Raw genomic sequence first — 26,088 nt, forward strand, 5'->3', positions numbered from 1 at the left:
TAGTGGTGGTTTCTTGTTTATCAAAAAGCCAAACCAACAACAGAATTTGGTATAATAGGATTATCTAGTGACATGACGAAGGATTATTATGAAATTATTATATACAGATATTCAGTTTGATATGACTGAAATTTTGGCAAGAAAAGCGATGGAAGAGGCTAAAGCTGGTAAGCGTGTTTTCTACATCGCTCCAAACTCTTTGTCTTTTGAAAAAGAAAGGGCAGTTTTGGAACTTTTGCCTGACCAAGCGTCTTTTGCCATTACCATTACACGTTTTGCTCAAATGGCGCGCTATTTTGTCTTAAATGAACCTCAGACCAAAGAAACGATTGATGACAATGGCTTAGCCATGATTTTTTATCGTGCGCTGTCTCATTTTTCTGATACGGATTTGAAAGTTTTCGGGCGTTTAAAGCAAGATACGAATTTCATCAAGCAATTGGTTGATTTGTATAAGGAATTAAAAACGGCTAACATGACCGTGCTTGATTTGAATGGGCTTCAATCTGAGGAAAAGCAAGAGGATTTGGTGAAAATTTTCTTGGCTGTCAATGATATTTTGTTAGCCAATCAGTATGATACTCAGTCAAAAATTGCTTTTTTTGCTAAGCAAGTTGAATCAGGGCACTTGGACAAGGCTCTTGAAAATGTAGCACTTGTCATTGATGGTTTTACGCGTTTTTCAGCAGAAGAAGAGCACTTGGTTAGCTTACTTGAGCAAAAATGTGCGCAAGTTATTATCGGAACATACAGCAGCCAAAAGGCTTATAAGGCAACCTTTACAGCAGGAAACGTTTATCAAGCTAGTTTGGATTTCTTGCGCTCTTTAGCAATGAAATTTCAAGCGCAGCCACATTATGTTGAGAGTTCTCAACAATCACACGAAGCTTTTGCTAAGTTATCAAAATTATTTGAAGCTAAGCATGATTTTACAACAGCAGAGTTAACCTTGACAGATGATGATAAGAAACACTACGTTATCTGGGATGTTATCAACCAAAAAGAAGAAGTTGAGCATGTGGCTAAGGCGATTCGTCATAAGCTTTATGAGGGGTACCGTTATAAAGATATCTTGGTTCTTTTAGGTGATGTGGACAGCTATCGTCTTCAAATCGGAAAGATTTTTGACAAGTATGAAATTCCATATTATTTTGGGAAAGCAGAGTCGATGAGTGATCACCCGTTGGTGCATTTTATTGATTCTTTGGAGCGCGTGAAACGCTATCGCTTCCGAACAGAAGATGTTATCAATCTCTTGAAGACGGGGCTTTATGGACAATTCAAGCAAGATGATTTAGATCTTTTTGAGCAATATTTGATTTATACTGATATTAAAGGACAAAGCAAGTTTGCAAAGGAATTTACGGTTAACTATAAAGGAAAAGAGCACCTAGTTTTTATGAATCAAATGCGCGAGCAAATCATGGCGCCTTTGCTTACGCTCTTTAAAGCGCAAAAGCAGCTTGGTTCAAGTTTGCTTGAAAAATTAATGACTTTCTTGCGTACTATTAGTCTTCCAGACAATCTTGAAGGCATGGTTGCCACTTTTCCAGAGATTGAGCAAGAAAAACATGAGCAAGTTTGGCGAACATTTACAGGAATTTTAAACCAGTTCCAAACGATTTTCGGTAAAGAAAAATTGTCTTTGGATGAATTTTTATCGCTGGTAAGAAGTGGTATGCTTGCTGCTCAGTACCGTGTGGTGCCAGCAAGTGTTGATGTGGTTTCTGTAAAATCTTATGATTTGGTTGAACCACACACCAATAAATTTGTCTTTGCACTTGGTATGACGCAGTCGCATTTCCCAAAAATTGCGCAAAATCGTAGTTTGATTTCAGATGAGGAACGTGCCAAGGTCAATGAAACAACAGCTGAAAATCAACGTTTTGATGTGATTAGTCGTGAAAACATCAAGAAAAATCATTTTGCTGCCTTGTCACTGTTTAATTCAGCGACGGAAGAACTGGTGCTCAGTTTGCCACAAATTGTTAATGAGTCAGAAGATAAGGAATCTTCTTATCTTGCGGAATTAGCTAGCTTTGGTGTGCCTGTTTTGGTTAAGGGACGAAATCGTTTGTCGACAGATGCTGAAGACATTGGAAATTACAAAGCGCTCTTATCTCGTGTGATTGAGGTTAATCGCTTGGCTATTGAAGAAGACCACGAGCTTAGCAAAGAAGAGCAAACCTTCTGGTCAGTAGCTGTACGTTATCTTCGTAAAAAACTGGCTAACGAAGGTGTTGAATTGCCACTGATTAAGGATAATATGCAGACCAAACCAGTTTCTGCCGAAGTGATTGAGACACGTTTTCCAAGTGATGAGCCAATTAATTTGTCTTCATCAGCGGTGACAACTTTCTATAATAACCAGTACAAGTATTTCTTGCAGTATGTTCTTGGCTTGCAAGAAGTTGAAACGATTCATCCGGATGCTAGAAACCACGGAACATATCTTCACCGTGTCTTTGAACTTGTCATGAAAGATGAGTCTGATCAGCCATTTGATACCAAGTTGAATCAAGCTATTCAAAAGACTAATTCTGAAGATGAATTTAAATTTGTCTATGAAGAAGACGAAGAAAGTCGTTATTCTCTGACCGTTTTGGAAGATATTGCAAGAAGCACGGCAAGCATTTTGAAAAATGATGCTCAGATTCAAGTTGAAAACGAGGAAGAGCCGTTTGAATTGATGATTGCAAATGCAGTGCGCATTCGAGGTATTATTGACCGTGTTGACCGCTTGAGCGATGGCAGTCTTGGTGTGGTTGACTATAAATCGAGTCACAATACTTTTGACATTCAGAAATTTTATAATGGTTTGAATCCGCAATTGGTGACATATATGCAGGCTTTGCGTGATAAAAAAGGAAGAAGCGAGTCAGATAAAATTTTTGGCGCCATGTACCTTCACATGCAAGAACCCAAAGTTGATTTGTCAGCGGTAGCCACGACAGATAAAATTTTGGAGAATTTGTCAAAAGAACTACGCTATCGAGGTCTATTCTTGGACGAAGAAAAAGGTTATCTATCAAATGGAAATTATCATTTGAATGATTCTGTTTACACTCAAGAAGAGCTCGATATTCTTCTTGCTTACAACCAAAAATTATTTATTCAAGCAGCAGAGCAAATCAAAAAAGGACATTTTCTGATTAATCCATACAGCGAAGATGGCAAGTCTGTCCAAGGTGACCAGCTAAAAGCTATCACACGCTTTGAAGCCAATCGTCACATGCCATACGCGAGAAAATGGTATAAACTACCAAGAAAAGAAAGACGTCAAGGCTTTTTGAGTCTAATGCTAAAAGAAGAGGAGGAAAAAGATGAACTTTAAGCCGTTTTTGACATCAGAAGAGATTTCCTTTTTGCAAGCTCAAGAAGCAAAGTCATCAAGTAAACAAAAGCGCACACCTGAACAGATTGAAGCGATTTATAGTTCTGGCAATAACATTTTAGTCTCAGCCTCAGCGGGTTCTGGTAAAACCTTTGTCATGGTTGAGCGCATTATTGATAAGATTTTACGTGGTGTCACTGTTGACCAGCTTTTCATCTCAACTTTTACTGTTAAAGCAGCAGGTGAGTTAAAAGAACGTCTTGAGAAAAAAATCAGTAAGGTTTTACAAGTAACCAAAGACAACGACACAAAAACATATTTGAATGAGCAATTGCTAGGTCTTCAGACAGCTGACATTGGGACAATGGATGCCTTCACGCAAAAATTGGTTAACCAATATGGCTACACGCTTGGTATTTCGCCAACTTTCCGTATTATGACTGACAAGAGTGAGCAAGATCTTGTCAAAAATGAAGTATTTGCAGATTTATTTTCTGATTATATGCTTGGTGAGAACCAAGACATTTTCCGTAAATTGGTGCGTAATTTTTCAGGAAATCGCAAGGATAGCTCAGCGTTTAGAGAAATCGTTTATAAGATTTATGACTTTAGTCAAGCTACGGATAATCCAAAAAAATGGATGTCTGAGGTATTTTTAAAAGGAGCTAAAACTTATACGGATTTTTCTGCTATTCCAGACCAAGAAGTCAATGACTTTCTAAGTTGCTTACATGATACGGCAAATCATTTGCAGGATGTGACGGACTTAGAGGATTATAAGCAGGTTACAGCTAAGGGGACACCTACTGCAAATTATAAAAAACACTTGAATATGATTGAGCATTTGCATGAATGGGCAATGCATTTTGAGACGCTTTACGGGCGTGAAGGTTTGGGACGTTTGGCTTCTGATGTGGCGGATTTAATACCATCTAGCCCAGCTGTGACAGTTGCAGGAACGAAATATCCTGTCTTTAAAAATCTACAAGGGCGTTTGACTGGTCTTAAACACCTAGAGACGATTTTTAATTATCAATCAGAAAGTCTTCCTTTATTGGAATTATTGCAGAATTTTGTGCAAGATTTTTCTGAGCAATATTTACAAGCTAAAATCCAAGAAAACTCTTTTGAATTCTCAGATATCGCACATTTTGCGATTGAGATTTTAGAGGAAAATCCAGATATTCGTAAGCTTTATCAAGATAAGTACCACGAAGTGATGGTCGATGAGTACCAAGATAACAACCACACGCAGGAGCGCATGTTGGAATTGCTATCAAATGGTCATAATCGTTTTATGGTGGGAGATATCAAGCAATCGATTTATCGTTTCCGTCAGGCTGACCCACAGATTTTCAATCAAAAATTCAAAGATTTTCAAGAAAATCCTGAGCATGGAAAATTAATTTTGCTCAAAGAAAATTTCCGTAGCCAGTCAGAAGTTCTAGATGCAACAAATAGCATTTTTACACACTTGATGGACGAGTCTGTTGGTGAAATTTTGTATGATGGCATGCATCAACTTGTTGCAGGAAGTGATGCTCAGAAAGAAGCTCACCCCGAAAATGAAACAAAAGTGCTCATTTACGACACTGATGAGGCAAATGGTGCTCCAGAAGGTGCCGAAGAAGAGTCAATCAATCCAAACGAAGTCAAGTTAGTCGCAAAAGAAATCATTCGTTTGCATAATGAGGAACACGTTCCGTTTGAAGATATTACACTTTTAGTTTCGCTTCGTACGCGAAATAATGCGATTTTGCAAACCTTTGAATACTACGGGATTCCTTTGGTAACGGATGGTGGCGAACAAAATTATCTCAAATCGGTTGAGGTCATGGTGATGCTTGATACGCTTAGAGCTCTTGATAATCCGCTTAATGATTATGCCCTAGTTGCTCTGATGCGCTCACCCATGTTTGCCTTTAATGAGGATGACCTTGCTAGACTAGCTCTTCAGACTCTTGAAGATGAACACAAGGCTAATCTTTATCAAAAACTCGAACACGCTTTGAATGGCACAGGTGAACATGCTGAATTGATTACGACAGCTCTTCAGAATAAATTGAAAGATTTCATGGACTGTCTTGCAAGCTGGCGTGAATTTGCCAAATGGCACTCGCTTTATGACTTGATTTGGAAGATTTATAATGAGCGTTTCTATTATGATTACGTTGGAAATCTGCCTCGTGCAGAGCAACGTCAAGCCAATCTTTATGCGCTTGCGCTTCGTGCCAATAATTTTGAACGAGGCGGATTTAAAGGCTTATCACGCTTTATTCGTATGATTGACAAAGTTCTTGAGAGTGAAAATGATTTGGCAGATGTTGAAGTGGCACTGCCTAAAAATGCTGTAAACTTGATGACCATTCACAAGAGTAAGGGACTTGAGTTTAAGTATGTTTTCATTTTAAATCTTGATAAGAGATTTAGTATTCAAGACATGACTTCGCCTTTGATTCTGTCACGCCAAAATGGAGCAGGTATCAAGTATTTAGCTGATATGCGAGAAGAGTTGGAAACTGATTATTTCCCAGCAGTAAAAGTCAGCATGGATACTATGCCTTATCAACTGAATAAACGAGAACTTCGTTTAGCAATGTTATCTGAACAAATGCGTCTGCTTTACGTTGCAATGACTCGTGCAGAAAAAAGATTGTATTTAGTCGGAAAAGCAAGTGCAGAAAAATTAGTGGACAAATACAGTGGAAAATCAGAAAATAATCATATTCCAGTATCTGAGCGTGAAACCTTCATGACATTTCAAGACTGGATTCTTGCTATTTATGATACTTACAAAAATTTGCCATTTAAAGTTGAATTTGTCACAGACGATGATTTGACAGAGGAAAAAATTGGTCAAATTGAAATGACGTCTGCCATTAAACCAGATGACTTGAAAGATAATCGTCAGACAGAAAATATTGCAGAAGCCTTGGATAGGCTAGAGGCTGTAGAAAAGCTAAATACTGAATTTAAAGCTGCGATTAATTTGCCAAGTTTGAGAACACCAAGTCAAGTTAAAAAACTTTATGAGCCAGTTATGGACGTTGATGGTGTTGATGTCATGGCAAAACCATATCAAGCTAAGCCAATGTTTGAGCTTCCAGATTTTTCAAAGAAAGCAAAAGTAGAAGCGACAGCAATTGGTTCTGCGATGCACGAACTCATGCAGAGAATTACACTATCAGAGCAAGTGACACTAGATGATATCACATCAGCATTAGCGCAAGTTTCAGCTGAAGATGATGTCAAATCACGTATTCGTCTTGAGCATGTGCTTGATTTCTTTGAAGGTTCAGAGCTTGGACAAATGATTCAGAAAAATGTTGATAAAATTTATCGTGAAGCTCCATTTGCCATGTTAAAAGAAGACCCAGAAAGTAACGAAAAATTTGTCGTACGTGGGATTGTCGATGGTTATCTTTTATTCGACGACCGAATTGTTCTGTTTGATTATAAAACAGACAAATACACTAACAGCGAAGACATCAAAAAACGCTATCAGGGACAAATGGCTCTTTACGCCGAAGCCCTTAGCAAGTCTTACCATATCGAAAAAGTTGACAAATACCTTGTTTTACTTGGTGGAGAAAACTTAGAAGTAGTTAAACTGTAATTTAAAAGCGACCGATTTTCGGTCGCTTTCTGTATAGTATTGTTATTGTATATAGAAAAATAAAGGTGAGTTTTTTGATTAATTCCAGAATTTAGCAGCGATTTCTTGACCTTGTTTGATTTTAGCCCATTGTTGTGGAATGGCTAGCTCATTTCCTGAGTCACAAGACGCAAAACCACATTGATGTGAAAGGAAAAGACGTTCTTTTGGAATAATCTTGCTAGCTTCTTCGAGCATTTTAAGTGCACGTTCTTCGTCATCAAGTTCAGTTGTTTTACTTGAAAGAAGTCCAAGCACAACTTCAGCGTTAGAGTCTTTCAAGCTTTCAAGTGCTTTAAGGTCACCAGAAACTTCACTATCCCACTCTAGGAAGAAACGGTCATAGTGTTGGTCTTTCAAGAATTTTGTAGCGATAGCTTCATAAGTTCCACCAGCAGCAGAACGGCTTTCATAGTTTCCACGGCAATTGTGTGTCCAAACTTTAAGTCCAAGCTCGTGACCATAATCAGCCACTTCATTGTTGACTGAGATAAATTCATCAGCTAGATTAGCAAGGGCACTATTTCCTTGAGCAAAGAAACCAGATGGGTTTGTTTCGTCAAAAAGTTCCCAAAGACAATCGTCGAATTGGATGATTTCACCACCAGCTTCTTTGTACTCTTTCAAGAATTCTTTATAGGCATTGATAAGACCAGCTTTTAGTTCTTCGTTAGTTTTGTAAACTTGATTTTCACCAGCGAGTTTATTGAAAACAGTGAATTCTGTGTAAGCGTGGGCAGGTCCCCAGATTGTTAGTTTTGTGTCAGTTTCACCAGCTTCTTCTTTAAGAAGTTTGTAAATATCTAGGAAGTGGTGATTTTTGCCAGAAAGTGGTTCTGTGATACGGATACCAATATCTTTACGTGTTTCAAAATGACCGCCATCATGGTCTTGGAAAGTGTATCCGTGGTCAGCGATGTAACGTTCAATACCTTTTAAGCCCCAAACGAAATCAAGGTGCCACATAGATTTTGAGTATTCGCCGTCAGTTAGGACATCGATACCTGCCGCTTTTTCTTCAGCGATAACTTTTTTGATATCAGCTGTTTCTGTTTCTTTGTAGCCTTCGAATGCATCGTAGAAAGGATATTTGATATCATCACGGTGTTCGATTGCGATTTTATATTCGCGTAAATCTGCTGGTCGTAGGAGCGAACCAACTAATTGAAATCTTGATTTTGCCATTTCGTATACCTCGTTTGTTTTTTGTGATTCCTATTGTAGCGGAGCTTTGCCATTTTGAAAAATAGTTATTTTTTTAGGACTATGTATAGTTTTAAACTATAACTAAAAAAATCAAAATCTCTGTCTAATTAACAGAAAATTTGATATACTAAGAAAATACAGATAATTACAAGGAGATTTAGAATGGATATTTGGGAAAAGTTATATCAAGCAGCAAAAAAGGATTATAATCCTCATTATGTGACACCTTTTATCTATTCAAATCATGTTGTCGCAGCAATTGAAGCAGAAGATGGTCAGATTTTTACAGGCTATTGTTTTGAAGCGACTTCTGGTGTTTTTCATCTTTGTGCTGAACGTGCAGCTGCCTTCAATATGTTTCAACAATCGGGTCAAACCACCATCAAACGTATTATTGCATTTCGGGATAAGCCGCCTTATGGTGAAGGTTCAGGAATGCCTTGCGGAGCTTGTCGCGAATTCTTGATGCAATTGTCTCCGAAAAATAAAGATTTGGAATTTATGCTTGATTATGAGAAACGTGAAACCGTCACTTTGGGTGAATTGATGCCTTTATGGTGGGGGACAGAGCGCATGGCAGCAGGCATTGAAGACTTAGAAGATTAATAACAAAGCGAGGGATAGGATGCGAGATAATCATTTACACACACATTTTTCTTATGATTCAGATGCGCGGTTTGAAGATTATTTAGACCATTATACAGGGGATATTGTGACGACTGAGCATTATGATTTGTCAAATCCATATACCAAGCAAGATGATGTGCCAGATTACGAGGCTTACTCGCGTGAAATAGCTAAGCTTAATCAAAAATACGGCAAACGCATTAAAAAAGGGATTGAAATTGGTTATTATCAGCCACGTGAAGCAGATATTCTTGCTTATTTGGCGGATAAGGACTATGATTTGAAACTCTTGTCGGTTCATCACAATGGGACAAATGATTATCTTGATGATGAAGTGGCAGATATGGATAAAGACGAGATTATCCAAGAATATCTGGATAAATTAGAATATGCGATTGGGCGCGTGGATGCGGATGTTTTAGCGCATTTTGACTATGGTTTTCGCATTTTTGATATGACCGTTGCGGATTTAAAAGCTTACGAACCTCAACTCAAACGTATCTTCCAGAAGATGATTGATTATGATTTGGCTTTTGAGTTAAATAGCAAATCGATGTACTTGTATGGCAAGGAAGACCTTTACCGTTATGCTTTAGGCTTGGTTAAAGAATTAGGTTGCCACAAGTATTCTATCGGTTCAGACGGTCATAAGTTGGAGCATTTTCGTCTAGCTTTTGATAAAATCCAAGACTTACTTGATGAATTTGGCATTGAAGATTGGGAAATTTTGTAAAACAAAAAGCCCGTGAGCATAAGGCTCAGGGCTTTTTAACGTTTAAAAATTAGTGAGAAATACGTTTGCGGGCTGCTTTTTTACGATTTTCTTGAATGAAAGCAGCTTTTTCTTCTTCAGGGTCAATGATTTTTTTCTTAACTGCGAAAATAGCACCTGCGACAGTAGCTGCAGTGGCTACAACACCAGTAGCAAGACCTTTAGCGAATGCAAATTTTTTAGCCATAATAATTCCTCCTCACTGATAAGAACAGGGAGTATAAAGAGGTCTTTATACTCTTTTATAGCAGTAGGATTTGTTTTCTTGTCCTACCACCTTATGTTATAATAATGGTAACGAAAATTGCCTAAAAATTCAAGTGAAAACGTTATATTTACTAAAAAATCAGGCTTAGGACGGATAAAAAATAGATGTCAAAAAAAATAAAACTGCTAGCTGTGGTTGGACCGACAGCTGTTGGAAAAACAGCTTTAGGAATCGAACTCGCCAAGCAATTTAACGGAGAAATTATCAGCGGTGATAGTCAACAAGTCTACCGTAAGCTGGATATCGGAACGGCTAAGGCAACGCCTGAAGAACAAGCAGCAGCTCCTCACCACTTAATAGATGTGCGTGATGTTGATGAAACTTATTCTGTTTATGACTTTGTGACAGAAGCCAAAGCTGCTATCGATGATATTGTTAGTCGAGGTAAGTTGCCTATCATTGTTGGAGGAACTGGACTTTATCTTCAAAGTTTGCTAGAAGGTTATCATTTAGGCGGTGAGGTTGACCAAGAAAAAGTCCTCGCTTACCGAAAAGAATTGGATTTGTTAAGTGATGAAGAGCTTTTTGAAAAAATAGCAGAGCAGAAGATCGAGATTCCTCAAATCAACCGCCGTCGTGCCATTCGTGCTTTGGAGTTAGCTAAGTTTGGACAAGATTTGCAAAATAAAGAAACCAACTATGATGCCTATTTGATTGGTTTAAATGATGACCGTCAAGTGCTTTATGACCGTATCAATCGCCGTGTTGACCTCATGGTTGAAAATGGTGTTTTGGATGAAGCAAAATGGCTTTATGACAATTATCGTGAGGTTCAAGCCGCGCGAGCAATTGGTTACAAGGAACTTTTTCCATATTTTGCTGGGGAAGATTCTCTTGAAAACTGTGTTGAAAAATTAAAACAAAACACGCGTCGCTTTGCAAAACGCCAGTTAACATGGTTTAGAAACCGTATGGCAGTTAAGTTTTATAATGTTTCAGAAGATGACTTTAAAACTAATGTAACAAGTGATGTAGATTGTTTTTTAAATGATAAGAAATTGTAAGGGAGTAAAACGCTCCCTTTCACTTTTGAAAAGATTTTATGATATAATGAGATTTACGGATTAATTAAGAAGAGGGGTGAGTGCATGATTGAAACAAGCGAACATCAAGAGCGCGTGATTTTACTGGGCGTTGAGCTGCCAGACACTGAAAATTTTGATATGTCTATGGAAGAGTTAGCTTCGCTAGCTAAAACAGCAGGAGCGCAGGTGGTTTCATCTTATCGCCAAAAACGCGAAAAATACGATAGTAAATCATTGATTGGCTCAGGAAAATTAGCTGAAATTAAAGCGATTGTTGACGCTGATGAGATTGACACTGTTATTGTTAATGACCGTTTAACACCCCGTCAAAATGTTAACTTAGAATCAGAACTTGGGGTTAAAGTGATTGACCGCATGCAGCTGATTTTGGATATTTTTGCCATGCGTGCTCGTAGTCACGAAGGAAAATTGCAAGTTCATCTGGCTCAACTCAAATACATGTTGCCACGCCTTGTCGGTCAAGGGGTTATGCTAAGCCGTCAAGCAGGTGGAATTGGTAGCCGAGGACCTGGTGAAAGTCAATTGGAATTGAACCGCCGTTCGATTCGTAATCAGATTTCAGATATTGAACGCCAATTGAAGGTGGTTGAGAAAAATCGTGAAACTGGTCGTGAAAAACGTACAGAATCACAAGTCTTTAAAATTGGACTCATTGGTTATACAAATGCTGGTAAATCAACCATTATGAATGTCCTAACCAATGATAAACAATACGAAGCTGATGAATTATTTGCGACTTTGGATGCGACAACTAAGCAGATTTACTTGCAAAATCAATTTCAAGTGACGCTTACAGATACGGTTGGTTTTATTCAAAATTTGCCAACTGAGTTGGTGGCAGCCTTTAAGTCAACCTTGGAAGAAAGCCGTCATGTTGATTTGCTGCTACACGTGATTGATGCCAGCGACCCAAATCATGCTGAGCATGAAAAGGTTGTTCTGAATCTGTTAAAAGATCTAGATATGTTGGATATTCCACGTTTAGCTGTTTATAACAAGATGGATGTGGCGGAGCACTTTGCAGCGACAGCTTTTCCAAATGTGCGTATTTCTGCGCGTGATAAAGATGCTCGTTCACTTTTGCGCCGTTTGATTATCAATGAAATTCGTGAGATTTTTGAACCATTTAGCATTCGTGTTCACCAAAATCAAGCCTATAAGTTATACGATTTAAATAAAATGGCTCTGCTTGATCGCTATGATTTTGCAGAAGAATACGAAACCATCACTGGTTACATTAATCCAAAAAATAAATGGAGACTAGAAGAATTCTATGACTGATTATATAAGCTTAGCTTTAAAATATGGTGGCTTCACGTCACTAGATAAAGTGTATTTGCAAAATGTTTTGGAGGATTTAACAGATGAACAAAAATTGAGTTTCATCACACCACCTCCAAGTGTTATCAATGCTTATTTTGCAGAAATGTATCAAAAACAATCTCCGCAAGCCGCAACAGATTATTATTTTGAACTATCAAAAGAATTGCACTTGTTAAATAATAAGCCATCTTTTGACGAACACAAACCTTTTATTCGTTTGAATTTATCAGGGAAATCATATGGTTTTACCTATGAAAATGATAAAGAGGTTGCTCTTGTCTTTTCTGAAAAAGATGAAGCTTTGACAAGAGATGTCTTGTTTGAATTGGCTCAGGTCTTTCCTCAATATAAAATTTATGTTGAAAATGGCAAAATCAAAATGTCAAAAATCACTTTTGATGACCAAGAACTTGAAGACCTTACACCAGAAAGTAGTCTGCTCAGCCATGTTTCAAAATTAAAAGGAAATATGGTTAAGCTAAAAAGTTTTAATCGCGATGAATTGTCAGACTTGCTAGCTCACTATCAAGGGCAAGTTTATTATACGTTTGATCAACGTGAATTTATCGCTTATGTAAAAGTATCGTAAATAGGAAGGATAAGTAAAAACTTCGGTTTTTATAGGTATATATGGAATTACAATTTTTGGGAACAGGAGCGGGTCAGCCCTCAAAGTCACGTAATGTGTCAAGCTTAGTGTTAAAGTTACTTGACGAGATTAATGAGGTGTGGATGTTTGACTGTGGCGAAGGCACACAACGTCAGATTTTAGAAACAACTATCCGTCCTCGTAAAGTGAAACGCATTTTTATCACGCACTTGCACGGTGATCACATTTTTGGTCTTCCTGGTTTTTTGGCAAGTCGTGCTTTCCAAGCAAATGAAGAACAAACTGACCTTGATATTTATGGTCCTGTTGGTATTCGTTCATACGTTTTGAGCAGTTTGCGCTTGTCTGGTGCTCGTTTGCCATACCGTATTCATTTTCATGAATTTGACGAAAACAGTCTTGGAAAAATCATGGAAACTGACAAGTTTGTGGTATATGCTGAGAAATTGGACCACACTATTTTCTGTATTGGTTATCGTGTGATGCAAAAAGATTTGGAAGGAACACTTGATGCAGAAGCGTTGAAAGCTGCAGGTGTGCCATTTGGTCCATTATTTGGAAAAATCAAGAGCGGTCAAGATGTTGTCTTAGAAGATGGGACAAAAATTATCGCCAAAGATTACATCTCAGCACCGAAAAAAGGAAAAGTTATCACTGTTTTAGGTGATACACGTAAGACTGATGCTAGTGTGCGACTTGGTTTGGGAGCTGATATTTTGGTTCACGAATCTACATATGGTAAGGGTGATGAAAAAATTGCTCGTAAGCATGGGCACTCAACAGGTACTCAAGCTGCTCAAATTGCTAAAGAAGCATCAGCTAAATGCTTATTGCTTAATCACATCAGTGCACGTTTCTTGGGACGCGAATGCAAACAAATTGAAACGGATGCTCAAGCAATCTTTGAAAACACACACTTGGTTAAAGATTTGGAAGAAATTAGCTTATGAGAATAATTGCTATTACAGGAGCAACAGGTGGACTAGCCAAAGAAATTGTCAAACAGTTGCCAGCTGATGACTTTGTGATTGCCTTAGGACGTAATGTAGAAAAACTTGAAGCCTGTTATGCTGAACGTCCTAACACAGTTTGCTACGAACTTGATATGACAAGTGATGAAGCGATTGGGGCAATGGTTGAAAAACTATATGCTGAACATGGTCACATCGATGTCTTTATCAATAACGCTGGTTATGGTGATTTTAGTGAGTTTGATGCTTATACGACAGCTGAAATCCGTGACATGTTTGATATCAATACCTTTGCGACGATGACTTTTTCACGTTTGGTTGGGCATAAGATGAAAGAAGCGGGACAGGGACATATTGTCAATATTGCCAGCATCGCTGGTTTGATTGCTTCAGCGAAATCATCAGTTTACTCGGCAACAAAATTTGCGGTGATTGGCTTTTCAAATGCTCTGCGTTTAGAATTAGCTGATAGCAATGTTTATGTGACAACGATTAATCCTGGACCGATTGCAACAAGCTTTTTTGACAAGGCAGATCCATCTGGAGAATACTTAAAGAGTGTTGGACGTTTTGTTTTGCAACCAGAAGAAGTTGCCAGACGTACGGTTGCTATTTTAGGTAAGAACAAACGTGAAGTGAACATGCCATTTTCAATGGCAGCAGCTCATAAATTCTATACCCTTTTCCCTAAGATTGCTGATTTTTTAGCACGCAAAGTTTTTAACTATAAATAACCTCCTTTCAATTCTACATAAGAAGTGAGAAGTGAATGATAACAAGTAAATACAATTGGAAAAACATTGAAAAAGAGCCAGATGATGGCTTTTTTGAAGTGACAAAAAAAGAAAATATAACGGCATTAGCCAGCAAAATTCTATACAGTCGAGGCATTGATAATGGCGAAAAACTAGCTCAATTTTTATCAAATGATTTATCACAACTTCATGATCCATATTTGTTGCATGATATGGACAAGGCAGTTGCTCGCATTCGTCAAGCTATTGAAAATTACGAACAGATTCTAGTCTATGGTGACTATGATGCTGATGGTATGACTAGCGCTAGCATTATGAAAGAAGCCTTGGAAATGCTTGGGGCTGAGGTTCAAGTCTATCTCCCTAACCGATTTGTTGATGGCTATGGACCAAATGAATCGGTCTATAAATACTTTATTGAGCAACAACAGGTTTCTTTGATTATTACGGTGGATAATGGCGTAGCTGGGCATGAAGCTATTAGCTATGCACAAAGTCAAGGAGTAGATGTCATTGTTACTGACCACCATGGCTTACCAGCAGAGCTTCCAGACGCATTTGCCATTGTACATCCAGAGCACCCGGAAGCGGATTATCCGTTCAAGTATTTAGCAGGATGTGGCGTAGCTTTCAAAGTTGCTTGTGCCTTGTTGGAATCAATTCCCACAGAAATGCTAGATTTAGTTGCTATCGGAACGATTGCCGATATGGTTAGTCTAACAGATGAAAATCGTATCATGGTTAAGGTTGGTCTTGAAATGCTCAAGCAGACCGAACGCATTGGTTTAATGGAACTAATGAAAGTATCTGATATTGACATGTCAGATGTTAATGAGGAAACTGTTGGGTTTAAAATTGCACCGCAGCTAAATGCTCTTGGTCGTCTAGATGATCCAAATCCAGCTGTTGAGTTATTGACTGGCTTTGATGATGAAGAAGCGCTAAGTATTGCGCAAATGATTAATGCCAAAAATGAAGAACGTAAAGAAATCGTTCAAAAGATTTATGACGAAGCCATGGGCATGGTTGACCTTGATAAGCCTGTTCAAGTGTTAGCAAAAGAAGGCTGGCATCCAGGTGTTCTTGGGATTGTCGCTGGTCGTATTTTGGAGCATATTGCTCAGCCAGTTATTGTCTTAAACATTGAAGACGGCATGGCAAAAGGTTCTGCTAGAAGTATTGAGGCTATCAATATCTTCCATGCGCTTGATGAACATCGTGATTTATTTGAAGCATTTGGTGGACATGCTGGCGCAGCTGGGATGACCTTGCCCGTTGATAACTTAGAGCAATTGTCACAGGTCTTGTGCGATTACATTGCTGAAAATGATATTAATTTAGCTCAGAAAAAGACGCTGACAATTGACGAAGTTTTGCCACTAGCTGAAATTGATTTAGACACGGTTAAGAGCCTTGAAAAAATTGCACCGTTTGGTATGGACAATCCAAAACCAGTTTTTGAGATTAAAGATTTTGAAGTTAAACAAGCACGTACCATGGGGCAAAATGGTGCCCACTTGAAGTTAAAAATTGCTCAAGGAAGCACGGCAGTTGACCTTGTTGCCTTTAACCAAGGTCATTTGGTACAAGAATTTCAACAAGCACAGAATCTCTGTCTTGCGGTTACCTTGTCAATCAACAAATGGAACGGGCAAACCACTGTTCAGTTGATGCTTGAAGATGCGCGTGTTGACGGCGTTCAGTTGATTGATATTCGCGCTAAAAATGCCAGTCTTCCTGAACGTGTTCCTGTTTTGAGTAAAGACACTAGTGCCAGTGAAGTGGTTGTTCTGGACATCCCTGAGAAGGCTGAAGAACTCAAATCACTTTTTGTTGGGCGACAATTTGATGCTGTTTATTTTAAAAACCACATCAAACGTGCCTATTATTTGACAGGTTATGGAACTCGCGAACAATTTGCTAAATTGTATAAAACCATTTACCAATTCCCTGAATTCGACGTTCGTTATAAACTAAAAGACTTGAGTCAATACCTCAATATCCCAGATATTTTGCTGGTGAAAATGATTCAAATCTTTGATGAATTAGATTTCGTAACTATCACAGATGGTGTTATGGTTGTTAACAAAGATGCTCAAAAACGTAGCATCTCAGACAGCCAAATTTATCAAAACCTGAAACAAGAAGTGAAGTACCAAGAACTCATGGCACTTGGTACCCCACAAGAAATCTATGATTGGTTAATGGATAATAATTAAGAAAACTATGACAAGTTTTAGCTTGTCATAGTTTTTTGTCGAATAAAAGTAAGCGATTGCTAAATATTTGTTTTTCTATTGAGACAGAACTATAATATGGTTATGTAGGGATGATTCGCTACAAAAACATTTAATGGCTTATTGAATTTTCTTGTAATAAGGAGGTTTCTTATGTGTACTGCGATTACTTATACAACTAAGGGCAGTTACTTCGGACGTAATCTTGATTTGGATTTTTCATACAATGAAACGGTGACCGTTTGTCCTAGAAATTACCCATTTTCATTCAAGCATCAAGGAGAAAATGATGCTCACTATGCTATGATTGGTATGGCAACTGTGGTGGCTGACTATCCACTTTATTACGAAGCGGTTAATGAAAAAGGCTTGGGAATGGCTGGATTGAATTTCCCTGAAAATGCCGACTATAAAGAAGTGGCAGAAGGAAAAGACAACCTTGCATCTTTTGAATTGATTCCATGGTTTTTATCTCAGTGTGATTCTGTTGCACAAGTTAAAGAACTTTGTCAAAATCTTAATGTCACTAATGAAGCATTTAATGCGGATTTTCAACCAAGTCCTCTGCACTGGTTGATTGCCGACCGAAATGAAGCTATTGTCCTAGAGTCTGTAGCCAGTGGGTTAAAGGTTTATGATAACCCAACAGGTGTTTTGACTAATAATCCAACTTTTGATAAACAATTGTTTAACTTGAATAACTACCGTCACCTTTCACCAAAAGTTTCTGACAATCTCTTTTCTACAGAAATTGCCTTGGACACTTACAGCCGAGGAATGGGTGGACTTGGTTTGCCTGGTGATTTATCATCAATGTCACGCTATGTTAAAGTAGCCTTTACGAAATTAAATTCAGTAGCAGAAGATACTGAAGCATCTAGTGTTAACCAATTCTTCCATATTTTGAAATCCGTTGAACAACAAAAAGGGTTATGTTACGTGGATGAAAGTGGCAAATACGAATACACCATTTATAGTTCATGTATCAATACAGAAAAAGGTATTTATTACTACACAACTTACGATAATTCACAGATTACAGCTGTTGATATGCATAAGGAAAATTTGGATGATAGCAAGTTAGTTACTTATCCATTGATTAAAGATTGGCAAGTGAATTACCAAAATTAAGATCTTGAAAATTTATTACCTAAATCCCCTTCCTTTTTTCGAAAAATATGCTATAATGAAATGTAAAACATTTTTTGGCAAAAAGCCCATAGAAAGAAGAAAATGGATTTAAAAAATTATATCGCTACAATTGAAAACTATCCTAAAGAAGGAGTCACTTTCCGTGATATTTCTCCTTTAATGGCAGATGGAAATGCTTATAGCTATGCTGTTCGCGAAATTGTACAGTATGCTACTGACAAGAAGATCGACATGATTGTTGGTCCAGAGGCACGCGGATTTATCGTCGGATGCCCAGTTGCATTTGAACTTGGAATTGGTTTCGCACCAGTTCGTAAACCTGGTAAATTACCACGTGAAGTAATCTCAGCTGATTACGAAAAAGAGTACGGCATTGATACACTATGTATGCATGCTGATGCTATCAAACCTGGACAACGTGTCCTTATCGTTGATGACCTTTTGGCAACAGGTGGTACTGTGAAAGCTACTATCGAAATGGTAGAACGCCTTGGTGGTATCGTTGCTGGATGTGCTTTCCTTGTTGAATTGGACGGATTGAACGGACGTAAAGCACTTGAAGGTTATGATACGAAAGTCTTAATGAATTTCCCAGGATAATTATAGCTAAAAACTATAACTACCTAAAGAAATTATATAATTGAAAACTATATCTCCATCTTTTATAATATTACTTAAATATAATATTATAGAGTGGAGATATTTTCATGCCAATAAAACTTGATAAAGAATTACCGGCCTTAGACATTTTGCGCAAAGAGAATGTCTTCATCATGGATAATAAACGAGCAAAGCATCAAGATATTAGACCGATGGATTTTCTCATCGTTAACTTGATGCCGACAAAAGAAGTGACAGAGACACAACTCTTGCGTTTGCTAGCCAATACGCCTTTGCAGATTAATGTTGAATTCCTCTATATGACTAGTCACGAGTCAAAAAATACAACGGCTGAGCATTTAGAAACCTTCTATAAAACTTTTGCGGATGTTAAACACAAGTATTATGATGGGTTGATTATCACGGGTGCTCCAGTTGAAACCTTGGCTTATGAGGAAGTGGATTATTGGGATGAATTGTGCCAAATCTTTGATTGGGCAAAATCTCATGTCTATTCAACCTTGCACTTGTGTTGGGGAGCGCAAGCTGGGCTCTATTACAAATATGGTATTAAGAAGGTTTTGCTAGAGGAAAAATTATCAGGCATCTTTTCTCAAAATGTCAAACAACCTTCTAATCCGATTGTCCGTGGGTTTGACGACTGCTTTATGGCGCCGCATTCTAGATATACAGAAGTTCGTCATGAAGATGTTGCTAAGGTTGATCGATTAGAAGTAATTGCTGAAGGTCCCACAGTAGGTTTGTCTATCGTAGCTAGTAAAGATTTGCGCGAAGTTTATAGCTTTGGACATTTGGAATATGACCGTGAAACTTTGGATCGTGAGTACAAGCGTGATGTTAAAGTTGGAAAAAATCCTAATGTGCCTGCGCATTATTACGTCAATGACGATCCTGAGCAAGATGTTCCGATGAAGTGGAACTTAGCGGCAACAACTTTCTTTAGTAATTGGATTAATTATGCTGTTTACCAAGAGACGCCTTATCAGTTGGAGCAATTGGAAAAAGAACCATCTTTTTACGGTTACTTGTGATGAGGTGATTGTCGGTCAAATCTTGCTTTATCTTTGTCAGGTTCAGTTTTAAATGTGATGATTTTTTAGGAATATATTATGAGTTATTTGGAAAATTATAAATCAGGCAATCTTGTATTGCCGAGTGCTCTTCTCTTTCATTACAAAGACATTTTTAAACGTGCAGATGATTTTTTGATTTGGCAGTTTATTTATCTCCAAAACACGACTAAGATGGATGATTTGGCACCTAGTCAAATTGCTAGCGCGCTGAATAAAACAGTGGCAGAAGTTAATCGCTCGATTTCTGATTTGACTGCTCAAGGTTTGCTTGATATGAAGACTATTGAACTTGGTAGTGAAATCGAAGTCATTTTTGATGCTAGTCCTGTTTTAGCACTTTTGGATAAATTAGTATCTGAACCAAAACAAGTTCCTGAAAAACAAGATGTAAATCCTGTGAAAGAACTTGTCGAAGATTTTGAACGTGAGTTAGGTCGTATGCTAAGTCCATTTGAATTGGAAGATTTGCAAAAAACTATTCGTGAGGATAAAACGGATCCAGACCTAGTGCGCGCAGCGCTTCGTGAAGCTGTGTTTAACGGCAAGACAAACTGGAATTACATCAATGCCATTTTGCGAAATTGGCGTCGTGAAGGCATTACAACAATGCGCCAAGTTGAGGAACGTCGCAAAGAGCATGAAGATTCAAAAGCAGGTAAAGTCAATGTGTCAGATGACTTTTTGGCTGCAATGGATTTGTGGAGTGACTAATGAGAGTTGGACGTGAGCGTTTAAAGAAAATCTTAGCTATTATTGGTGATATGTATCCAGAAGCGCGTGGCGAGTTGGAATGGGAGACGCCATTTCAACTGCTTATCGCGGTGATTTTGTCTGCCCAAACGACGGATAAAGCAGTGAATAAGGTGACTCCAAATCTTTGGAAGAAGTATCCTGAGATTGAGGATTTGGCGACGGCTAATCTATCTGATGTGGAAGATTGTCTTCGTGCGATTGGGCTTTATAAAAATAAAGCTAAGAATATCATCAAGACTGCGCGTGCGATTTTACAAGATTTCGACGGGCAAGTTCCTAAGACACATAAAGAGTTAGAAACCTTGCCAGGAGTTGGACGAAAAACGGCTAATGTTGTGTTAGCAGAAGTTTACGGTATCCCATCGATTGCTGTGGATACGCATGTGTCACGCATTGCTAAGCGCCTGAATATTTCTGCACCAGATGCTGATGTTAAAGAAATCGAAGAAGATTTGATGAAAAAAATTCCAAAGAAAGATTGGATTTTGACACATCATCGCTTGATTTTCTTTGGACGCTATCATTGCTTAGCTAAAAAGCCTAAATGTGATATTTGTCCAGTTCAAGCTTATTGCAAATATTATAAAGACAATGTGAAAACTAACTAAGCAGCTCAGTTGAGTTGCTTTTGTTATGCTTTTGTAAGGAGAAGTTGTTTTTGATATAATTAAAAAGAATGATATTTTAGAAGGAAGAATTATGCAAACAGTATTATCTAAGCGTTTAGCTGCCGTAGCAGAATTTGTACCGCAAGGAGCACGCTTACTAGATGTCGGAAGTGACCATGCTTACTTACCGATTGCCTTGATGGAAGAGGGAAAAATTGATTTTGCCATTGCTGGTGAAGTTGTCAAAGGTCCATATGAATCAGCTGTTCATAATGTTGCTGGCGCTGGTTTGGCAAATAAAATCGTTGTGCGTTTGGCAGATGGTTTGGCAGCCTTTGAAGCATCAGACCAAGTAACAACGATTACGATTTGTGGTATGGGCGGCGGCTTGATTGCTGATATTTTGGCGGCAGGAGTTGAAAAATTAGCAAGTGTAGACCGTCTTATCTTACAACCTAATAATCGTGAAGATGAGCTTCGTGCATGGTTGATGAACAATGGCTTCAAACTTGTCACCGAAGAAATTATGACAGAAAATGATAAATTTTATGAAATCATGGTTGTTGAACACGGACAAATGACTTTGTCAGAGACAGACTTACGCTTTGGTCCTTTCTTGAATCAAGAAAAGTCTGCTGTTTTTAAAGCACGTTGGCAACGAGAATTGAAAAAATTAGAAATCGCTTTGCCACATGTGCCAGAAAATCGTGTCGATGACCGCGCAGCTATTTCACAAAAAATGACAGCTATCAAGGAGGCTATCAATGAAAGCAAGTGAAATCATTGAACGCTACGAAGCATACTGTCCACGTGAGCTTTCTATGGAAGGAGATATTTCTGGTCTCCAAATTGGAACTCTTGATAAAGAAGTTAGTCGTGTCATGATTGCTCTTGATGTGCGTGAAACGACAGTGGCAGAAGCAATCGAGAAAAATGTTGACTTGATTATCGTTAAGCATGCTCCCATTTTTCGTCCACTTAAAGATCTTGTGGCGACGCCTCAAAATCAGATTTACCTTGACTTGGTCAAACACGATATTGCCGTTTATGTGAGCCATACTAATATTGACATTGTCCCTGATGGTCTAAATGATTGGTTCTGTGACCTTTTGGAAATTACTGATACTGAGATTTTAAGTCCAACAGCTGATGGTTACGGGATTGGCCGAGTTGGAATGATTGAGGAGCAAACTTTTTCAGAATTTGCTCTTAAGGTTAAAGAAAAATTCAACTTAGATAGTGTTCGTTTGGTCGCATACGGAAACCAAGATAAGCTCATTAATCGTGTGGCTATTTGTGGTGGTAGTGGTCAAAGCTTTTACCGTGAAGCAATGGCAAAAGGGGCGCAAGTCTACATTACTGGTGATATTTACTATCATACTGCTCAAGAGATGATTACAAACGGTATGCTTGCTATTGACCCTGGGCATCATATTGAGGTGCTCATGATTGATAAATTACTTGAGAAATTTAATGCTTGGAAAAATGACAATCATTGGTCGGTAGATTTCATTGCCAGTGAGGCAGAAACAAATCCGTTTTATCATTTATAAATAATTACTGACATTTGTCAGTAATTTTCGTTAAAAGCTTGTAAAATTAGGAAATTTAGTGACAGCATTTGCAAAAAATGATAGAATAGTTCTGATAATTGATAATTTATTAATAAAGAGGGAGACCTAACTATGAAAGGTATTATTCTTGCAGGAGGTTCAGGAACACGTTTGTATCCTTTGACTCGTGCGGCTTCAAAACAACTTATGCCAGTGTATGATAAACCAATGATTTATTATCCACTATCAACATTGATGTTGGCAGGTATCCGAGATATTTTGATTATCTCAACACCAACTGATATTCATCGTTTTGAAGAACTACTTGGCGACGGTTCAGAATTTGGTATTTCACTTTCTTACGCTGTTCAACCAAGTCCAGATGGATTGGCACAAGCCTTTATCATCGGTGAAGAATTTATCGGAGATGACAATGTTGCTCTTGTATTAGGAGATAACATTTACCATGGAGCAGGTCTAAGTAAAATGCTTCAAAAAGCAGCTAGCAAAGAAAAAGGTGCTACTGTCTTTGGTTACCAAGTAAAAGACCCAGAACGTTTTGGTGTTGTTGAATTCGACGAAGATTTCAATGCTATCTCAATCGAAGAAAAACCAGAACATCCAAAATCACACTACGCTGTAACAGGTCTTTACTTCTACGACAACGATGTTGTGGAAATTGCTAAAAACATCAAACCAAGTGCACGTGGTGAACTTGAAATCACAGATGTTAACAAAGCTTATCTTGAACGTGGCGATCTTTCTGTAGAAGTTATGGGACGTGGATTTGCATGGCTTGATACTGGTACACATGAAAGCCTTCTTGAAGCAGCTCAATACATTGAAACAGTGCAACGTATGCAAAACCTTCAAGTGGCAAACTTGGAAGAAATTGCATACCGCATGGGTTACATCACAAAAGAAGATGTTTACAACCTTGCACAACCACTTAAGAAAAACGAATACGGAAAATACTTGCTCCGTTTGATTGGAGAAGAATAATGACAGAACAGTTTTTTGGTAAAGAATTAGCAGCACGTAAAATCGAAGCCATCCCAGGAATGATTGAATTTGATATTCCTGTTCACGGTGACAACCGCGGATGGTTTAAAGAAAACTTCCAAAAAGAAAAAATGCTTCCTCTTGGTTTCCCAGAATCATTCTTTGCAGAAGGAAAATTACAAAATAACGTTAGCTTTTCACATAAAAACGTTTTGCGTGGACTTCACGCAGAACCTTGGGACAAATACATCTCAGTTGCTGACGAAGGTAAAGTCCTAGGTTCATGGGTTGACTTACGTGAAGGTGACAGCTTTGGTCATGTTTACCAAACAGTTATCGACGCTTCAAAAGGTATCTTTGTTCCACGTGGTGTCGCTAACGGTTTCCAAGTATTGTCTGATAAAGTATCATACAGCTACTTGGTTAACGACTACTGGGCACTTGAACTTAAACCAAAATACGCTTTTGTAAACTACGCTGATCCAACTCTTGGAATCAAATGGGAAAACTTGGAAGAAGCAGAAGTTTCTGAAGCAGATAAAAACCACCCATTGCTTAAAGACGTAAAACCATTACGTAAAGAAGATTTGTAATAAAAATAAAAAATTAATCAGAAAGGAGTGTTCAGTTTTAAGAAACTGAACACGGGACTAAATCTCTAAGAAAAAAGATAAATCTTCCTAGACGCTTGTCGTCTGCGTCAGATTTCCTATTTTTCTACGAGATTTTTCGCGAGCGAAACGTCCCTTTGTATCTTAATTATGTCTGAATACAAAAATATCATTGTAACCGGTGGTGCAGGTTTCATCGGTTCAAACTTCGTACACTATGTTTACAACAATCACCCAGATGTACACGTTACTGTTCTTGATAAATTAACATACGCTGGTAACCGTGCAAACTTGGAAGAAATCCTTGGTGACCGTGTTGAATTGGTTGTTGGTGATATCGCAGATGCAGAATTGGTAGATAAATTGGCTGCAAAAGCTGATGCAATCGTTCACTACGCTGCAGAAAGCCACAACGATAACTCACTAAAAGATCCAAGTCCATTCATCCAAACAAACTTTGTTGGTACATACACACTTTTGGAAGCTGCTCGTAAATACGACCTTCGTTTCCACCACGTATCAACTGACGAAGTTTACGGAGATCTTCCACTTCGTGAAGACCTTCCAGGACATGGTGAAGGACCAGGTGAAAAATTCACTGCAGAAACAAAATACAACCCAAGTTCACCATATTCATCAACAAAAGCTGCATCAGACTTGATCGTAAAAGCTTGGGTACGTTCATTTGGCGTTAAAGCAACAATCTCTAACTGTTCAAATAACTACGGACCATATCAACACATCGAAAAATTCATTCCTCGTCAAATCACAAACATCTTGTCAGGAATTAAACCAAAACTTTACGGTGATGGTAAAAACGTTCGTGACTGGATTCACACAAACGACCACTCAACTGGTGTTTGGGCAATCTTGACAAAAGGACGTATCGGTGAAACTTACCTTATCGGTGCAGATGGCGAAAAGAACAACAAAGAAGTTCTTGAACTTATCCTTGAAAAAATGGGTCAACCAAAAGATGCTTACGATCACGTAACAGACCGTGCTGGTCACGACCTTCGTTACGCAATCGATTCAACTAAACTTCGTGAAGAACTTGGTTGGGAACCAAAATACACTAACTTCGAAGAAGGACTTGAAGCAACAATCAAATGGTATACAGATAACCAAGATTGGTGGAAAGCTGAAAAAGAAGCAGTTGAAGCTAACTACGCTAAAACACAAAAAGTTCTTGACTAATAAATTAAAAAGCCTATCGTATCAAGCCACGCTTGGTGCGGGGCTTTTTTTATCTTTTGAGAAAAAAGCAAAGCTAAGATAGGGTTAATTGAAAAATATCTATAAAAACCTAGAATTATTTTACAAGTTATGCTTTGATTCAAGAATTGTGTTTGGTTTTCTGGTACAATAGAAGAAAACGAGAAAGAAGAGAAAGATGACGAAGTTAGCGACGATTTGTTATATTGATAACGGTGAGGCACTTTTGCTTTTGCATCGTAATAAAAAGCCTAATGATGTTCATGAGGGAAAATGGATTTCGGTTGGTGGTAAACTTGAAGCGGGTGAAACGCCTGATGAATGTGCTAAACGTGAAATTTTTGAAGAAACGCATTTTACGGTTAAGGAAATGGATTTTAAAGGAGTGATTACTTTCCCTGAATTTACGCCTGGTCACGATTGGTATACCTACGTCTTTAAGGTGACAGATTTTGAAGGTGAATTAATCTCTGATGAAGAATCACGTGAGGGTACTCTTGAGTGGGTTCCTTATGATAAGGTGTTATCAAAACCAACTTGGGAAGGTGACTATGAAATCTTTAAGTGGATTTTAGATGATGTGCCATTCTTCTCAGCTAAGTTTACTTATGATGACAAGCAACGCTTAGTAGATAAGAGCGTTACTTTTTATGGCGATAAGTAGTCCTTATTGAAGTTGTCTGAAGAGAGGAGTTT

The 26,088-nt window shown here is 38.2% G+C and carries 23 protein-coding genes; 21 read left to right on the forward strand and 2 right to left on the reverse strand.

The annotated features are described in order from the left end of the window. Positions 1-88: 88 nt before the first annotated feature. Both rexB and addA read left to right on the forward strand, forming a co-directional pair. Entirely contained in the window at positions 89-3,334 is a 3,246-nt protein-coding gene (rexB, locus tag GPZ88_RS07770) for an ATP-dependent nuclease subunit B (protein ID WP_166043925.1), read from the forward strand. After that, positions 3,324-6,950, forward strand: a complete 3,627-nt coding sequence (addA, locus tag GPZ88_RS07775) for a helicase-exonuclease AddAB subunit AddA (protein ID WP_166043927.1) — start codon at positions 3,324-3,326, stop codon at positions 6,948-6,950. Before rexB ends, addA begins: the two co-directional genes overlap by 11 nt. A gap of 78 nt (positions 6,951-7,028) precedes the next feature. Here the strand turns inward: addA and GPZ88_RS07780 are convergent, their stop codons facing one another. Continuing rightward, positions 7,029-8,174, reverse strand: a complete 1,146-nt coding sequence (locus GPZ88_RS07780; RefSeq protein WP_166043929.1) for a cobalamin-independent methionine synthase II family protein — start codon at positions 8,172-8,174, stop codon at positions 7,029-7,031. A 183-nt stretch (positions 8,175-8,357) separates the two neighbouring features. On the opposite strand from GPZ88_RS07780, the gene GPZ88_RS07785 reads away from it, so the two are divergent. After that, on the forward strand, positions 8,358-8,801 hold the full coding sequence (locus GPZ88_RS07785; protein WP_166043931.1) for a cytidine deaminase family protein: 444 nt from the start codon (positions 8,358-8,360) through the stop codon (positions 8,799-8,801). 19 nt (positions 8,802-8,820) lie between these two features. After that, positions 8,821-9,555, forward strand: coding sequence for a PHP domain-containing protein (locus tag GPZ88_RS07790; protein WP_166043933.1), 735 nt, complete (start codon positions 8,821-8,823; stop codon positions 9,553-9,555). Between the two features lie 49 nt (positions 9,556-9,604). On the opposite strand, the gene GPZ88_RS07795 is transcribed toward GPZ88_RS07790, so the two are convergent. Next, complete coding sequence (locus tag GPZ88_RS07795) at positions 9,605-9,781, reverse strand: DUF3042 family protein (RefSeq protein WP_074481996.1); 177 nt, start codon at positions 9,779-9,781, stop codon at positions 9,605-9,607. Between the two features lie 185 nt (positions 9,782-9,966). Here GPZ88_RS07795 and miaA point away from each other — a divergent pair, with 185 nt between their 5' ends. The 17 genes from miaA (at position 9,967) to GPZ88_RS07880 (ending at position 26,056) form a co-directional block, all read left to right on the forward strand. Continuing rightward, positions 9,967-10,866, forward strand: a complete 900-nt coding sequence (gene miaA, locus GPZ88_RS07800; RefSeq protein ID WP_166043935.1) for a tRNA (adenosine(37)-N6)-dimethylallyltransferase MiaA — start codon at positions 9,967-9,969, stop codon at positions 10,864-10,866. 84 nt (positions 10,867-10,950) lie between these two features. Beyond that, the gene (gene hflX / locus GPZ88_RS07805; protein ID WP_166043937.1) at positions 10,951-12,189 is read left to right on the forward strand and encodes a GTPase HflX; all 1,239 of its coding nucleotides are present in this window, start codon (positions 10,951-10,953) and stop codon (positions 12,187-12,189) included. Continuing rightward, complete coding sequence (locus GPZ88_RS07810; protein ID WP_157628873.1) at positions 12,182-12,820, forward strand: cystathionine beta-lyase; 639 nt, start codon at positions 12,182-12,184, stop codon at positions 12,818-12,820. The genes hflX and GPZ88_RS07810 overlap by 8 nt, the downstream gene beginning before the upstream one ends. 41 nt (positions 12,821-12,861) lie before the next feature. Beyond that, on the forward strand, positions 12,862-13,791 hold the full coding sequence (gene rnz, locus GPZ88_RS07815; protein WP_074869067.1) for a ribonuclease Z: 930 nt from the start codon (positions 12,862-12,864) through the stop codon (positions 13,789-13,791). Next, entirely contained in the window at positions 13,788-14,546 is a 759-nt protein-coding gene (locus GPZ88_RS07820) for an SDR family NAD(P)-dependent oxidoreductase (protein ID WP_166043939.1), read from the forward strand. Before rnz ends, GPZ88_RS07820 begins: the two co-directional genes overlap by 4 nt. A gap of 35 nt (positions 14,547-14,581) precedes the next feature. After that, positions 14,582-16,786 (forward strand): single-stranded-DNA-specific exonuclease RecJ, encoded by a 2,205-nt coding sequence (recJ, locus tag GPZ88_RS07825; protein WP_166043941.1) that lies wholly within the window; start codon positions 14,582-14,584, stop codon positions 16,784-16,786. Between the two features lie 171 nt (positions 16,787-16,957). Next, positions 16,958-17,935 carry a choloylglycine hydrolase gene (bsh, locus tag GPZ88_RS07830; protein WP_166043943.1) on the forward strand — a complete coding sequence of 326 codons (978 nt, stop codon included), beginning with the start codon at positions 16,958-16,960 and terminating at the stop codon, positions 17,933-17,935. A gap of 102 nt (positions 17,936-18,037) precedes the next feature. After that, complete coding sequence (locus GPZ88_RS07835; RefSeq protein ID WP_004231134.1) at positions 18,038-18,556, forward strand: adenine phosphoribosyltransferase; 519 nt, start codon at positions 18,038-18,040, stop codon at positions 18,554-18,556. 107 nt (positions 18,557-18,663) lie between these two features. Continuing rightward, entirely contained in the window at positions 18,664-19,608 is a 945-nt protein-coding gene (gene metA / locus GPZ88_RS07840; protein ID WP_074559710.1) for a homoserine O-acetyltransferase MetA, read from the forward strand. Positions 19,609-19,686: 78 nt separating this feature from the next. Next, complete coding sequence (locus tag GPZ88_RS07845; protein WP_074601616.1) at positions 19,687-20,361, forward strand: DnaD domain-containing protein; 675 nt, start codon at positions 19,687-19,689, stop codon at positions 20,359-20,361. Continuing rightward, positions 20,361-21,011, forward strand: coding sequence for an endonuclease III (gene nth, locus GPZ88_RS07850; protein ID WP_166043945.1), 651 nt, complete (start codon positions 20,361-20,363; stop codon positions 21,009-21,011). Before GPZ88_RS07845 ends, nth begins: the two co-directional genes overlap by 1 nt. Before the next feature lie 91 nt (positions 21,012-21,102). After that, positions 21,103-21,789: a tRNA (adenine(22)-N(1))-methyltransferase gene (locus GPZ88_RS07855; protein WP_166043947.1), complete on the forward strand. Its 687-nt coding sequence runs from the start codon at positions 21,103-21,105 to the stop codon at positions 21,787-21,789. Continuing rightward, positions 21,776-22,564 (forward strand): Nif3-like dinuclear metal center hexameric protein, encoded by a 789-nt coding sequence (locus GPZ88_RS07860; protein ID WP_166043949.1) that lies wholly within the window; start codon positions 21,776-21,778, stop codon positions 22,562-22,564. The genes GPZ88_RS07855 and GPZ88_RS07860 overlap by 14 nt, the downstream gene beginning before the upstream one ends. A gap of 132 nt (positions 22,565-22,696) precedes the next feature. After that, positions 22,697-23,566, forward strand: coding sequence for a glucose-1-phosphate thymidylyltransferase RfbA (gene rfbA, locus GPZ88_RS07865; RefSeq protein ID WP_039697125.1), 870 nt, complete (start codon positions 22,697-22,699; stop codon positions 23,564-23,566). Then, positions 23,566-24,159 (forward strand): dTDP-4-dehydrorhamnose 3,5-epimerase family protein, encoded by a 594-nt coding sequence (locus GPZ88_RS07870; RefSeq protein ID WP_020916519.1) that lies wholly within the window; start codon positions 23,566-23,568, stop codon positions 24,157-24,159. The genes rfbA and GPZ88_RS07870 overlap by 1 nt, the downstream gene beginning before the upstream one ends. Positions 24,160-24,327: 168 nt before the next feature. Beyond that, on the forward strand, positions 24,328-25,374 hold the full coding sequence (rfbB, locus tag GPZ88_RS07875) for a dTDP-glucose 4,6-dehydratase (RefSeq protein WP_021142038.1): 1,047 nt from the start codon (positions 24,328-24,330) through the stop codon (positions 25,372-25,374). A 196-nt stretch (positions 25,375-25,570) separates the two neighbouring features. Then, complete coding sequence (locus GPZ88_RS07880; protein WP_074563417.1) at positions 25,571-26,056, forward strand: NUDIX hydrolase; 486 nt, start codon at positions 25,571-25,573, stop codon at positions 26,054-26,056. The last annotated feature ends 32 nt before the right edge of the window (positions 26,057-26,088 follow it).

The sequence above is a fragment of the Streptococcus ruminicola genome (genome assembly GCF_011387195.1).
Taxonomy (GTDB): Bacteria; Bacillota; Bacilli; order Lactobacillales; family Streptococcaceae; genus Streptococcus; species Streptococcus ruminicola.

What these genes read in the sequence shown, in the direction of transcription:
- GPZ88_RS07860 (WP_166043949.1), top strand. Translation starts at nt 21,776, where the DNA reads ATGAAAGCAAGTGAAATCATTGAACGCTACGAAGCATACTGTCCACGT.
- rexB (WP_166043925.1), top strand. Translation starts at nt 89, where the DNA reads ATGAAATTATTATATACAGATATTCAGTTTGATATGACTGAAATTTTG.
- GPZ88_RS07810 (WP_157628873.1), top strand. Translation starts at nt 12,182, where the DNA reads ATGACTGATTATATAAGCTTAGCTTTAAAATATGGTGGCTTCACGTCA.
- GPZ88_RS07845 (WP_074601616.1), top strand. Translation starts at nt 19,687, where the DNA reads ATGAGTTATTTGGAAAATTATAAATCAGGCAATCTTGTATTGCCGAGT.
- GPZ88_RS07780 (WP_166043929.1), bottom strand. Translation starts at nt 8,174, where the DNA reads ATGGCAAAATCAAGATTTCAATTAGTTGGTTCGCTCCTACGACCAGCA.
- GPZ88_RS07880 (WP_074563417.1), top strand. Translation starts at nt 25,571, where the DNA reads ATGACGAAGTTAGCGACGATTTGTTATATTGATAACGGTGAGGCACTT.
- GPZ88_RS07790 (WP_166043933.1), top strand. Translation starts at nt 8,821, where the DNA reads ATGCGAGATAATCATTTACACACACATTTTTCTTATGATTCAGATGCG.
- addA (WP_166043927.1), top strand. Translation starts at nt 3,324, where the DNA reads ATGAACTTTAAGCCGTTTTTGACATCAGAAGAGATTTCCTTTTTGCAA.
- nth (WP_166043945.1), top strand. Translation starts at nt 20,361, where the DNA reads ATGAGAGTTGGACGTGAGCGTTTAAAGAAAATCTTAGCTATTATTGGT.
- GPZ88_RS07835 (WP_004231134.1), top strand. Translation starts at nt 18,038, where the DNA reads ATGGATTTAAAAAATTATATCGCTACAATTGAAAACTATCCTAAAGAA.
- recJ (WP_166043941.1), top strand. Translation starts at nt 14,582, where the DNA reads ATGATAACAAGTAAATACAATTGGAAAAACATTGAAAAAGAGCCAGAT.
- rnz (WP_074869067.1), top strand. Translation starts at nt 12,862, where the DNA reads ATGGAATTACAATTTTTGGGAACAGGAGCGGGTCAGCCCTCAAAGTCA.
- hflX (WP_166043937.1), top strand. Translation starts at nt 10,951, where the DNA reads ATGATTGAAACAAGCGAACATCAAGAGCGCGTGATTTTACTGGGCGTT.
- GPZ88_RS07820 (WP_166043939.1), top strand. Translation starts at nt 13,788, where the DNA reads ATGAGAATAATTGCTATTACAGGAGCAACAGGTGGACTAGCCAAAGAA.
- GPZ88_RS07855 (WP_166043947.1), top strand. Translation starts at nt 21,103, where the DNA reads ATGCAAACAGTATTATCTAAGCGTTTAGCTGCCGTAGCAGAATTTGTA.
- GPZ88_RS07870 (WP_020916519.1), top strand. Translation starts at nt 23,566, where the DNA reads ATGACAGAACAGTTTTTTGGTAAAGAATTAGCAGCACGTAAAATCGAA.
- rfbB (WP_021142038.1), top strand. Translation starts at nt 24,328, where the DNA reads ATGTCTGAATACAAAAATATCATTGTAACCGGTGGTGCAGGTTTCATC.
- GPZ88_RS07785 (WP_166043931.1), top strand. Translation starts at nt 8,358, where the DNA reads ATGGATATTTGGGAAAAGTTATATCAAGCAGCAAAAAAGGATTATAAT.
- metA (WP_074559710.1), top strand. Translation starts at nt 18,664, where the DNA reads ATGCCAATAAAACTTGATAAAGAATTACCGGCCTTAGACATTTTGCGC.
- miaA (WP_166043935.1), top strand. Translation starts at nt 9,967, where the DNA reads ATGTCAAAAAAAATAAAACTGCTAGCTGTGGTTGGACCGACAGCTGTT.
- bsh (WP_166043943.1), top strand. Translation starts at nt 16,958, where the DNA reads ATGTGTACTGCGATTACTTATACAACTAAGGGCAGTTACTTCGGACGT.
- rfbA (WP_039697125.1), top strand. Translation starts at nt 22,697, where the DNA reads ATGAAAGGTATTATTCTTGCAGGAGGTTCAGGAACACGTTTGTATCCT.
- GPZ88_RS07795 (WP_074481996.1), bottom strand. Translation starts at nt 9,781, where the DNA reads ATGGCTAAAAAATTTGCATTCGCTAAAGGTCTTGCTACTGGTGTTGTA.